Here is a 12,055-nt window from a genome sequence, read left to right on the forward strand (position 1 = left end):
GGTCTTGCGGGTCCTCATGGCCGAGCTGGGAGCTTTGGGTCTTTGGCCCCCGCCTGCGGGGGGAAGGGGGTGTTCATGCAGGGTATTCGGGAGGTGCAAGTTTTGAGCCAAATGGACAGTGGGCTTACCGGGAGTGATATCCACCACTATTCGCAAATCGTGCAGATCTTTGCTGGCGCATTGGTTCTTCGAAGAATCTGAGCCTTCTGGTGAGTTGCTTGACGATGATCCTTTCAAAGAGCTTAAGAGATAAGCTAGAATAGCGACCTCATCCAAATGCCAAGATGTACCTAAAGAGCTTTCCACACCGGCTGGGAAGCAGCCCTGCTCATCCAGAGCTGCACGTCCCGACCCTGCTGTGCGGGCTAAAAACCCTTTTGCTAGAGCTGGGTGAACTACGATGTTATTTATGCTTAAGCGACGGACCAAGCTATATGTACCCCCGCTAACCTCGTAAAGGCCAAATGGCATACACACCTCCTTGAAGCAACTTCCACAAGCTGCAGTTCCATGTACCCAAAAGGTGTACTGCGCAAAGTTGCTTCAGTAGCAAGCTACTATGTGGCCAACGAAAAAGCAAGGCTCTGTAGTCGGTCAACACATTTGAGACTCTGTGGGGACCGCCTCCCCCCGTATTCTAGCCAGGTACTCTAAAGGGGCCAGGCCCCCCAAGGCCCGGTGGGGTCGCCGGCGGTTGTAGTGGTCCAGGTAGGCGTCAAGCTCCCTTTGGAGCTCGGGGATCTGTGAAGGCAACGGCCGTGTGTAGAACTCATCCCTAAAGGTCCGCTGCATCCGCTCCACGTGACCATTGAGCTTGGGGCTCCTCGGAGGAAGAACGAAGAGCTTAACGCCCAAACGTTCACAGACCTCCTCAAAATCGGACATAAACTCGCTGCCCCCATCCACCTGCACCGCACGGATAGGAAAAGGCGCTTGCACCATCAGGCGGGCAAGAAAGCTGGCCGCCAGGTTGGCCGTGGCTCGGGTGTGGACTTCCGCAAGGGAGAAACGGGTGAAGAGGTCGACGGCCGAGAAGTGCTGGATCGTCTCCCCAGGGCCCAGGGTCACGGTGAGGGTATCCACCTGGATAAGGTCGCCAGGGTGACCCACCTCGTATCCCTTGGGCTTCCTTTGCGCATAGGGCCTCCTGGGTCTTCGCCCCCCCTTCCCCCGCCGGGCCTGGGCCAGAAAGGCAGCTACGCTTTCCACGCGGCCGTGTGCTTCCAGGTAGGCCAGGATCCGCCCCACGGTGCGCTCGCTCACCGCAAAGCCCTCCTTCCTTAGGGTCAGCCAAATCGGCCAGCGGCCCCAGGTGGGGTTCTCCTTCCTTAGGGCTTCCACCCGGATCAGCAGATCGGAAGACCAGTAAATCCTCCTCCGCAAGCGCTGAGGACGTCTTGACCGAGGCTTAAGACCGGCAAGGCCCTCTTCCTTGAGGCGTTTCCGCCAGCGGTAATAGGTGGCCCGGCTGATCCCCAAAAGCTCCTGGATCTCGGGCCAGCCCACCCGGTATTTCCTGAGCGCCTCCACCTGTTTGAGCTTCCGTAAGCGGTCCTGAACCGTGGGATCGCCGGCCCCGGCCTCTTGGAGTTCCCGGGCCTTTTGTGCTCCCCGCAAAACCTCTTTGCCAACCGTGGTAAGCTGCATCCGTGGGGACCCCCTCTCTCCTGGAGTGGTCCCCACATTTTTACTCGTCCAGTCTCACATGTGTCTGTCCGGGTTCAGGCTCTGCAGATAACAACCCCGAGCCAAGGCAATCCCATGAAGCAGGGACATTGGAGTCAGGCCCCAAATCCGAGGGCGCTCCTCTGGGCGCGGGCAAAGAGGTGGTCGCAGGAAGGCGCCCTCACCGTTTTGGCACCTGAAGGGTGGATGGGGGAGGGTTCCGAGCAGGCCAGTCTGGCGGCCTCGGTTAGGGGCTCCCCAGGATTTCCAGGACAGGCTGCCAGGCCTCGAGGTCCAGCCTCCCCCTCCGCACCCCAGCCTCGATCTAAGCGGCCAGCCCCTCTTTGGGAGCGTAGCTGGCGTTATGGTAGCGCTCCAAGAAGGCTTCGGGAGTCAGATCAGCCCAGCGCCAGAGCCCGACCTCCAACACCTTCCCCCCTTGGGCCAGAGGAGGCAGCGGACCGCTTCCAGAAGAAGACGGCAAGCCTCCCGTTCCCGTCCCTGCACCACGGCCAGGAGGGCTTGGCGCCCCAGGTAGAGTGCTTGGGCTATGGGGTTTTCCCCCTTACGGAGGAGCTGGGCTTGCTCCTGCACCTTGCGGCGCAGTTCCTCGTCGCAGCCGCTCCTGCCCTCGCCCGGGGCCTTTAGGACCTCTTCTATCCGGAAACCCATGCCTCCTCCTTCGTCCCCGCGTCTTCCGGGGCAAGAGAGTTTTTCGCGAAAACGCGGAGGCCTTCCCCGGCGCGGAGGAGAAGGAGAGGGAGGAAGCCCTCCGGCTGGCCCAGGTTTTCTTTACCAACGAGGCGTTTGCCCCTTTCCGGGAGGGCCCTTTGGCGAAGGAGGTTCCCGTGGCCCTGGAGGTGGCGGGGGTGCGCCTGGAGGGCTGGGCCGACCGGGCGGGGACGGACTGGGTTTTGGACCACCAGACCGACCAGGAGGTGGACCTCGAGGCCTACCGCCTCCAGGTGATGGCCTACGCCTGGACTTTGGGCAAGCCCAAGGCCTACGTGGCCGACCTGCGGAAGGATGAGGTGATTTTGGCCGTGGAGAACCCCGAAGGGGAGGCGCTTCTTCGCTATAACAATGGTGTTGGTGTTGGAGCCGGCGATGGGGATGGGGGAAGCGGGCGGGGGGCCGGAGCTCCCGAAGCACACCTAGAGGAGCCGGATGGTATGGGAAGCGAGCTTTACGCCCACAGCCCAAACGCAGAGGGCCGTTGGCACCCCCTCAGGCACCACCTGGAGGCCACCTCCCTCCGCGCTGAGGGCTTTACCCAGGCCTTTGGAGCCCCTGCCCTGGGGCGGGCGCTGGCCCTTTTCCACGATCTGGGCAAGGCCAGGGAGGAGTTCCAGGCCTACCTCCGCGCCGCCGCCCAAGGGCGAAGGGCACAGGGAAGCCCCCACGCCCTTTGGGGCGCAGCCTTGGCCTGCGCCTTTTTGGGCAGATGCCAGGTCCCCGGCTGGGAGGCCTTGGTTCTGCCGGTGCTCGGCCACCACGCTGGGCTTGCGGACAGGGGCGAAGCCCAGCAGAAGCTGGCCACAGCCTTGCGGGAAAGGCAGGCGTTGCAAGGGATTAAGGACGTCCTCCAAGCCTGGGGGATGACGGGGGTGTTGGCCCAGTCCCTGCCCAAGGCCGTCGAGGAGGTGGTGGCGAGGGGGCAAGGGGATAACGGCACCAGGCTTGAGTTTTTGGTGCGAATGGCCTTCTCCGCGCTGGTGGATGCGGACTATCTGGACACGGAGGCCCACTTCCAGCCCCAAGCGGCCCGGCGCCGGGGCCAGGCCCCCACCCTGGAGGAGATGTGGCGCAGGCTGCAGGAGGACCAGGCGAGGCTTTCAGCCCACGCGCGCGACTCCCTTGTGAACCGGGTTCGGCGGGAGGTCTACGAGGCGTGCCTCGAGGCCGCGGAGCTTCCCCCAGGCCTTTTCCGCCTCACCGTTCCCACGGGAGGAGGGAAAACCCGAAGCGGTTTGGCCTTCGCCCTCAAGCATGCCCTGCGCCACGGCCTGAGGAGGGTGGTGGTGGCCATCCCTTACACCAGCATCATCGACCAGACCGCCCAGGAGTACCGGAAGATCCTGGGGGAGGAAGCGGTTTTGGAACACCACTCCGCCTACGAGGTTTCCGTGGGCGAGGAGCAGTCTGAGGAGGCCATCCGCTGGCGCCTGGCCACGGAGAACTGGGACTTCCCCCTGGTGGTCACCACCACGGTGCAGATCTTTGAGAGCGTCTTTGCCAATACCCCGGCCAAAGTGCGCAAGCTCCATCGCCTGGCGAGGAGCGTCATCCTCCTGGACGAGGTGCAGGCTTTGCCCCCGGAGCTCCTCCAGCCCACCCTCGAGGTCCTCCGCCTCCTCGCCACCCCGGTGGAGGAGGGGGGGTACGGGGCCACGGTGGTCTTCTCCACCGCTACCCAACCCGCGTTCGAGGCCATTCCCAGCTTTTCCGGGCTTCCCGTGCGGGAGATGGTGCCCCACTACCCCCAGCACTTTGCCCAGCTTCGGAGGGTGGCTTACGCCTTCCGGCGGGAGCCCCTCTCTTGGGAAGCTCTAGCGGAAGAGGTCCGAAGCAAGCCCCAAGTCATGGTGGTCCTCAACGCCCGCAAGGACGCCCTCGCCCTTCTGGAGGCCCTAGGGGACGACCCCCACGCCTTCCACCTGTCCGCCCTCCTCTGCCCCGCCCACCGGCGGGAGGTCTTGGCGGAGGTGCGCCGGAGGCTTCGTTCAGGGGAACCCGTGCGTTTGGTCAGCACCCAGGTGGTGGAGGCCGGGGTGGATCTGGACTTTCCCGAGGTCTGGCGGGCGGTGGGCCCCTTGGACCGGGTGGTGCAGGCAGCGGGACGCTGCAACCGGGAAGGACAACAACCCTCGGGGGGCCAGGTGGTGCTGTTTGAGCCCCAGGGAGGAAGGAGCCCTTCAGGTCCTTACCAGGAGGGGATGGGGCTGGCCCGCCTTCTCCTGAACCGGGAGGATCCCGAAAGGCTCCACGACCCCGGGCTTTACCGGGAATACTTCCGGCGTTTGTTCCAGGGAGTGAATACGGACGCCCACCGCATCCAGGACCTCCGGCGGGAGATGAGCTTCCCCAAGGTGGCGGAGCGCTACCGCCTCATTCGGGACGACACGGTTCCCGTGGTGGTCCCCTACGAGGGGGCCAAAGAGGCGCTGGAGGCCTTTTTGGCCGCGCCCTCCCTCGAGGCCTTCCGCGCCCTCCAGCCCTACCTGGTGAACCTCTACCGCAGGGAAGCCCACCGCTCCCCCTTCGCCGAGGAGCTTCGCCCAGGCCTTTTCCACTGGACGGGGGGGTACGACCCCAGGCGGGGCATCGTGGAAGCTTATAATGATCCCGCAGACTTGGTGATCTAGGAGGCGTTCCGTGGCGCACATCCGCATCAAGGTTTGGGGGGATTACGCCTGCTTCACCCGCCCGGAGTTCAAAACCGAGCGGGTGAGTTACCCCCTCATCACCCCCAGCGCCGCCCGGGGGCTTTTGGAGGCCATCTTCTGGAAGCCGGAGTTCCGCTACCAAATCCGCCGCATCGGCGTCCTGCAGCTCGGCACGCAAGTGGTTGTCCTGCGCAACGAGCTCACCAGCAGGCAGGGGCGGGAGCCCCTTGTGGTGGAGGACCACCGGGCCCAGCGCTCCACCCTTCTCCTCAAGGGCGTGGCCTACCTCCTGGAGGCGGACCTGGTCCTGAGGCCCCACGCCCAGGACCCCCTGGCCAAGTACCTGGACCAGCTCCGCCGCCGGGTGGAGCGGGGCCAGTTCCACCATCCCCCTTACCTGGGCACGAGGGAGTTCCCCGCCCACTTCGCCCCCGCTGCGGGGGAGGAGCCGCCTCCCCTGGACCTCCCCATCGGCACCATGCTCTTTGACGTGGCCTTTGTGCCGGACCCCAAGAGGCCGGAGCTCGCCTTCCGCCACCCCACCCGGGGCCGGGTGCAGGGCTACGCCCACCCCCTCTTCTTCCAGGCGGAGGTGAAGGGGGGGTGGCTGGAGGTGCCTGCGGCCAAGTACCAGGAGCTCTACCGCTTGGAGGAGGGGGATGTTTAGGGAGCTGGTGGAGCTGGGAAAGCGGCTGCAAGGGGAAGGGAAGCTCCCCCCGCCCGGCTTCTACCCTTACGCCGAGCCCATCCGCTGGGTGGTGCACTTTTCCCCTGGGGAGGCAGAGCTTCGGGAGGCCAGCCTGGACTGGGCCCGGCCCTATAGCGGCCGGACCTCGGGCCTCGAGGCCCACCTCCTGGCCGACGAGGGGGCCTACGCTCTGGGGGTGGACCCGAGCCCCAAGGGCCAGGAGAAGCACCGCCTCTTCCTGGAGCTGCTGGACAAGTTCCTGGGGTGGAAGGGGCTTAGGGACCCCAACCTGCGGCAGGCGGTGGGGGAGCTCCTTCTTCTCCTGCGCTCGGGGAGGTTGCAGGGCCACCCCCTTTTCCCCAAGGTGAGGCCCAAGGATTGGGTCTCCTTCGTGCCCGAGTGGGGGCCCCTGGCTGGGCAGCACCTCTTCCAGCACCCCGAGGCCCAGGCCTTCTGGCAGGAGGAGCTGGCGGAGCGCTCGGCCCCCGGCGCCAAGGGGAACAAGCGGGCGGTGCTGGGGGAGTGCGCGGTGTGCGGGGCCTCCCCCGTGAGGCTGGTGGGGAAGATCCCCTTGGGGGTGCGCTTGGCGGGCACCAAGCCCCTCCACTCCTTCAACGCCAGCGCCTTCCCCTCCTTCCAAGGGGGGGCGGAGCCGGAGAAGCAGGCCCCCTTGGGCCTCTGCTTCCCCTGCGGGGACACCGCCACCCGCGCCTTCAACTACCTGGTGGACCACCCCCTCCACCGCCTGGACCTGGTGCGGGAGCGGGAGAGCCGGGACAGCCTGGCCAACCAGACCGCCCTTTTCTGGCTCAAGGCCCCCGCGCCCTTGGAGGTGGGAGGGGAGGCGTGGGGGGAGGAGGACCTCCTCCGGAACCTCACCCAGGTGCTGGGAGGGGAGGGAGGAGGGGAGGCCCCGCCCCCCGCCCTGGGCCAGCTGGAGGCCCTCCTCAGGCTCCCTTGGCGGCCCAAGGAGGCCGGCCTCACCCTGGAGGCCTATGCCTTCTACCTGGCGGTGGTTTCCCCCAACGTGGGCCGGGTGGCGGTCCGGGAGTGGATCACCACCTCCTTGGCCCAGTTGCAAAAACACCTGGCCAGCTTCCTGGAGGGCCTGCGGGTGGTGGGCCCCTGGGGGGAACCTCCCCGGGTGCCCAGCCTGGGGGAGGTCCTCGAGGCCCTGGGCTCGGAAAACCCCAACCTGGTGCGGGGCCTCCTGCGCACCGCCTACCTGGGGCAAAGCCCTCCTAAGGGCTTGTGGCAAATGGCTTTGGATCGCCTCCGCAACCCCAGACTCTGGAACCCCGACCGGGGGGATTGGGAGCGAAGGCGCTCCCTTTGGCCCTTGGTGGCGGCCCTTAAGCTAGGGTTATTTCACGGAAGGGAGGAGGCAAAAGAGATGGCGACCCTGAGCGCGGATCGGAACACCCCGGCCTACCTTTGCGGCAGGCTCCTGGCGGTTTTGGAGGAAGCCCAGCTGCGGGCCTCCAACTTCAAGATCAACCAGACCCTGGTGGATCGCTTCTATGGGGCCGCTTCCCTGGCCCCGGCTTCCACCTTCGGCCCTCTCCTCCGCCAGGCCACCACCGCCCACTTCCCTGAGGTGGGCCAGGAGGTTTCCAAGCTGGCGGAGGAGATCCTCACCCGGCTCGCCCAGGCCGGGGGCTTCCCCAAGGTCTTGAGCCTGCCGGAGCAGGCGGAGTTCGCCCTAGGCTTCTACGCCCAGCGGGCCGCCTTCCGGGCGGGGCGGGGTAAGGGCAAGGCGGGTTCTGCTGCCACGGAGGGCTGGGCTGAAGAGAGAGGGGAAACTGCAGACCAGGAGTGAGGAGGCGGTATGGCGGACATCCACTTGGACCCTAAGAAGCGGCACGACTTTGTCCTGCTTTTTGACGTGTGGCAGGGAAACCCCAACGGCGATCCGGACGCGGGTAACCTCCCCCGGGTAGACCCCGAGACCATGCACGGGGTGGTCACGGATGTGGCCCTGAAGCGCAAGGTGCGGGACTACGCTCAGAAGGTCCTGGGGCTTCCCATCTTCATCCAAAGCCGTGTGGCCCTCAACACCCTTATCAAGCAAGCCGCTGAGGAGAAGGGCATTCAGGCGGACAAAAAGCGGGCCAGCGAGGACCTCCGCCGGGAGATGTGCCGCCGGTACTACGACATCCGCCTCTTCGGGGCCGTGCTCTCCACGGGGGACTACAACGCGGGGCAGGTGCGGGGGCCGGTGCAGCTCACCTTCGCCCGCTCCATCGACCCCGTCTTCCCCTGGGACGTGCCCATCACCCGCCAGGCCCGCACCAGCGAGGAGCGCATGGAAACGGGAACCACGGAGATGGGCCGCAAGCCCCTGGTCCCCTACGGGCTCTACCGGGCCTTCGGTTTCTTCAGCCCCTACCTGGCCGAGGACACGGGGGTCGACCGAGGGGACCTCGAGGCCTTCTGGGAGGCCATGACCCACCTCTTCACCGAGGACCGCTCCGCCAGCCGCGGCCTCATGGCGGTGCGGGGCCTGGCGGTCTTCACCCATGAGAACCCCAAGGGCAACGCCCCCGCCCACCGGCTCTTTGACCTGGTGCGGGTGGAAAGGCGGGAGGGCGTGGGGGCCCCCCGGGCCTTCGCCGACTACCGGGTGGTGGCTCCCGAGGCGGGCCCCCTGGAGGGCTTCCCTGGGGTCCACCTCACCTGGCTGGTCCGCCCTGAGACTTTGGAGGTGCTGACCCCCCATGGGGGATGAACCCATCCCCATCTCCGCCCTGCAGCACTACGTCTACTGCCCCCGGCAGTGCGCCCTCATCCACGTGGAAGGGGTTTGGGAGGAGAACCTTTTCACCCTGCGGGGGCGCCGGGCCCACGAGGGGGTGGACGTCCCCGAGGGGATGGTGCGGGAGGGGGTGCGGGTGGAGTACGCCCTGCCCCTCTTCTCCGAGCGCCTGGGCCTGGTGGGGCGGGCGGATGTGGTGGAGTTCCACGGGGGCGCCCCTTACCCGGTGGAGCACAAGGTAGGGCCCAGAAGGGCCCGCCTGGCGGACGAGGTGCAGCTTTGCGCCCAAGCCCTCTGCTTGGAGGAGATGCTCGGGGTGGAGGTGCCTCGAGGGGCGCTCTTCTACCGGGCCAGCCGCCGTAGGCGGGAGGTGCGCTTTACCCCCGAGCTTAGGGCCTTGGTGGAGAGGACGGCGGTGGAGGTGCGGGCCCTTTTGGAGTCGGCCCGCCTCCCCCCTCCCGTTCACGACGCCCGCTGCCGGGACTGTTCCTTGGTGGACGCCTGCATGCCCCACCTGGCCGCCTGGTCTCTAGAGGAGCTCCATTGAACCGGGTGCTGCTCAACACCCTGTTCGTTCAGACCCAAGGTGCCTACCTGCGCCTGGAAGGGGATACCGTGCGGGTGGAGGTGGAGGGGGAGCTACGCCTGCAGGTCCCCCTCCACCACCTGGGGGGGCTGGTCCTGTTCGGCAACGTTTTGGTGAGCCCCTTCCTGCTGGCCCGCTGTGCGGAGGACGGGCGAGCGGTGGTGTGGCTGAGCGAGTCGGGGCGGTTCCAGGGGCGCCTGGAGGGGCCGGTGTCGGGGAATGTGCTCCTGCGGCGGGCCCAGCACCAGGCCTTGGACCGGGAAGACAAAGCCCTGGCCTTGGCCAAGGCCTTCGTGGGGGCTAAGGTGCGCAACGCCAAGGCGGTGTTGCAGAGGGCCCTGCGGGAGCGGGAGGGTTCGGGGTTGCTCCGCCAAGCTGTGGAGGCCCAGGAGGCGGTCCTGGCGTACCTCTCCCAGGCACGCACCCTGGAGGAGGTGCGGGGCTTGGAGGGACAGGCCGCCGCGGCCTACTTTTCTGCCTTCGGGGACATGATCCTTGCCCCAGGTTTTTCCTTCCAAGGACGCGTCAAACGACCCCCGCGTGACCCCGTGAACGCCCTCCTCTCCTTCCTCTACACCCTCTTGGTAGCGGACGCGGTGGCCGCTTTGGAGGGAGTGGGCCTGGACCCCCAGGTGGGCTACCTTCACGCCTTGCGCCCGGGAAGGCCAGCCTTGGCCCTGGACCTGGTGGAGGAGTTTCGGGCGTGGTGGGCTGACCGCCTGGCCCTCACCCTCCTCAACCGCAGGCAGCTGGAGGCCAAGCACTTTGTGGAGCGGCCTGGGGGTGCGGTGCTCCTCACGGAGGAGGGGAGGCGCGAGGTGATCGTGGCCTACCAGAAGCGCAAACAGGAGGAGATAACGCATCCCCTCTTCAAGGAACCGGTGCCCGTGGGTCTCCTACCTCACCTTCAGGCGCGGCTTCTGGCCCGCCACCTGCGGGGGGACCTGCCCGGGTACCCTGCTTTCTGGGTGCGCTAGGGAGGGCCGATGGAACGTCTGGACATATTGGTGGCCTACGATGTGGACACCCTCTCAGAAGAGGGGCGCAGGCGGCTACGGCGCGTGGCCCAGGTGTGCAAGAACTTCGGCCAAAGGGTGCAGCTTTCCCTTTTTGAGTGCCGGGTGACCAGGGCCCAGCTGGAAGACCTCGAGGCCAAGCTCCTGAAGGTGGTGGACCTGGAGAAGGACAGCCTTCGCATCTATGTGCTCCACGGGGGAAGGGAAAGGTCCCTGCGGGCCCACGGCAAGGACCACTACACGGACTTTGATGAGCCCCTGGTCCTATGATGGGCTTGCGCGGACCCCAAGTGAGCGCCAAAATCCCGGGGGGTTCGCGCAAGGCGGCAAGAGCCGTCGGGGAGCTTGAAAACCTGCATTCCCCTTCACCCTTTGGACCCTTCGGCGGAGGTCGGCGCAGGGGGGTTCGCGCAAGAGGGTTCTCTTTTCCCCTCCCAGACTGCTATGGTAGAAGGCAGAGTTGCACCGGCCCGAAAGGGCCGGTGAGGATTGAAACCACGGGGCGAGCATATCGGCGATGCCCCAGGCGTTGCACCGGCCCGAAAGGGCCGGTGAGGATTGAAACCCCTCGGGGACGCATATATCCCGCTCCCCCAGGCCGTGTTGCACCGGCCCGAAAGGGCCGGTGAGGATTGAAACGGGCGCAGGGCCACGGACTGGTTGGAGCCGTAGTTGCACCGGCCCGAAAGGGCCGGTGAGGATTGAAACTGGAGCGGGGCATCATCCCACCCGCCACCACCGTCATGTTGCACCGGCCCGAAAGGGCCGGTGAGGATTGAAACCCGCGTGATGGCGGCCATCCGCGAGAGCCCCCACGTTGCACCGGCCCGAAAGGGCCGGTGAGGATTGAAACAGCAATCACGCCCAAGATGTAGTCCCTCACATCCTGCACGTTGCACCGGCCCGAAAGGGCCGGTGAGGATTGAAACCACAAGACTTCGATTAGCGCCTCCCGGACTTCCATTTCGTTGCACCGGCCCGAAAGGGCCGGTGAGGATTGAAACCTCCATTCGCTCGCCGCACCGGTCGCAGTAGACATGTTGCACCGGCCCGAAAGGGCCGGTGAGGATTGAAACATGACGGCGCAACCTGGATTGCGCCAATCCCCCGGGAGTTGCACCGGCCCGAAAGGGCCGGTGAGGATTGAAACCACGGGGGACACCGAGGCCCCGGCCTCCTGCAGGATGTTGCACCGGCCCGAAAGGGCCGGTGAGGATTGAAACCCTGGTCCGCACCCCTTACCTGGAGCCCACCGAGTGTTGCACCGGCCCGAAAGGGCCGGTGAGGATTGAAACTCCACCCTCCTGCTGGCCGCCTCCTCGCGGGTCCGGTTGCACCGGCCCGAAAGGGCCGGTGAGGATTGAAACGCCGGGGGGCATCGTGGGGGAGATGCGCTGGACCGTTGCACCGGCCCGAAAGGGCCGGTGAGGATTGAAACTGGAAATCATCCTGCGCTTGCGGGACGAGGCTTCGGCGGGTTGCACCGGCCCGAAAGGGCCGGTGAGGATTGAAACGTGGGCGCCGTGAGGGAGGGCTTGGACGCCCTGGCCGTTGCACCGGCCCGAAAGGGCCGGTGAGGATTGAAACAGGATGTTGTCCAGGTCCCGCCTGCGCCGGTCCGGTGGGCGTTGCACCGGCCCGAAAGGGCCGGTGAGGATTGAAACTCCGACGGCACGCAAATCGCCCAGCACACCATCCCAGTTGCACCGGCCCGAAAGGGCCGGTGAGGATTGAAACCTCCTCCAGGCGGTCCGGGCAGAGGACGGGGAGGTGTTGCACCGGCCCGAAAGGGCCGGTGAGGATTGAAACAGAGACTTCAGCAGACCGTCCCACAGGATTAACCTGGTTGCACCGGCCCGAAAGGGCCGGTGAGGATTGAAACCGTGTTCCAATCTCAAGGGCTCCCTCTGAGCAGAAAACGTTGCACCGGCCCGAAAGGGCCGGTGAGGATTGAAACCA

8 protein-coding genes, 1 pseudogene and 1 CRISPR repeat array (1 of these 10 cut by a window edge) are annotated in these 12,055 nt (G+C 66.2%); of the genes and pseudogenes, 7 read left to right on the plus strand and 2 right to left on the minus strand.

What is annotated here, in order from left to right:
• Positions 1–577: 577 nt before the first annotated feature.
• A pseudogene (locus L1088_RS05450) lies at positions 578–1,647 on the minus strand (integrase core domain-containing protein); the annotation flags it as partial.
• Between the two features lie 411 nt (positions 1,648–2,058).
• Positions 2,059–2,337 (minus strand): hypothetical protein, encoded by a 279-nt coding sequence (locus L1088_RS05455; RefSeq protein ID WP_234554062.1) that lies wholly within the window; start codon positions 2,335–2,337, stop codon positions 2,059–2,061.
• A gap of 158 nt (positions 2,338–2,495) precedes the next feature.
• Between L1088_RS05455 and cas3 the strand changes: the two genes are divergently transcribed.
• The 7 genes from cas3 to cas2 are packed head-to-tail and all read left to right on the plus strand — an operon-like array spanning position 2,496 to position 10,366.
• Positions 2,496–5,030 carry a CRISPR-associated helicase Cas3' gene (cas3, locus tag L1088_RS05460; protein ID WP_234554063.1) on the plus strand — a complete coding sequence of 845 codons (2,535 nt, stop codon included), beginning with the start codon at positions 2,496–2,498 and terminating at the stop codon, positions 5,028–5,030.
• Between the two features lie 10 nt (positions 5,031–5,040).
• Complete coding sequence (cas5c, locus tag L1088_RS05465; protein ID WP_234554064.1) at positions 5,041–5,718, plus strand: type I-C CRISPR-associated protein Cas5c; 678 nt, start codon at positions 5,041–5,043, stop codon at positions 5,716–5,718.
• The gene (gene cas8c / locus L1088_RS05470) at positions 5,711–7,558 is read left to right on the plus strand and encodes a type I-C CRISPR-associated protein Cas8c/Csd1 (protein WP_234554065.1); all 1,848 of its coding nucleotides are present in this window, start codon (positions 5,711–5,713) and stop codon (positions 7,556–7,558) included. The genes cas5c and cas8c overlap by 8 nt, the downstream gene beginning before the upstream one ends.
• A gap of 9 nt (positions 7,559–7,567) precedes the next feature.
• Positions 7,568–8,467, plus strand: coding sequence for a type I-C CRISPR-associated protein Cas7/Csd2 (gene cas7c / locus L1088_RS05475; RefSeq protein ID WP_135260057.1), 900 nt, complete (start codon positions 7,568–7,570; stop codon positions 8,465–8,467).
• On the plus strand, positions 8,457–9,041 hold the full coding sequence (cas4, locus tag L1088_RS05480) for a CRISPR-associated protein Cas4 (protein WP_234554066.1): 585 nt from the start codon (positions 8,457–8,459) through the stop codon (positions 9,039–9,041). The genes cas7c and cas4 overlap by 11 nt, the downstream gene beginning before the upstream one ends.
• Before the next feature lie 5 nt (positions 9,042–9,046).
• Positions 9,047–10,057 (plus strand): type I-C CRISPR-associated endonuclease Cas1c, encoded by a 1,011-nt coding sequence (gene cas1c, locus L1088_RS05485; protein WP_234554131.1) that lies wholly within the window; start codon positions 9,047–9,049, stop codon positions 10,055–10,057.
• Positions 10,058–10,066: 9 nt separating this feature from the next.
• Positions 10,067–10,366: a CRISPR-associated endonuclease Cas2 gene (cas2, locus tag L1088_RS05490; protein WP_135260054.1), complete on the plus strand. Its 300-nt coding sequence runs from the start codon at positions 10,067–10,069 to the stop codon at positions 10,364–10,366.
• Between the two features lie 189 nt (positions 10,367–10,555).
• Positions 10,556–12,055: direct repeats of the CRISPR family, unit length 37 nt; unit sequence GTTGCACCGGCCCGAAAGGGCCGGTGAGGATTGAAAC (it continues 368 nt past the right edge of the window).

It is taken from the genome of Thermus caliditerrae (assembly GCF_021462525.1).
GTDB lineage: Bacteria > Deinococcota > Deinococci > Deinococcales > Thermaceae > Thermus > Thermus caliditerrae.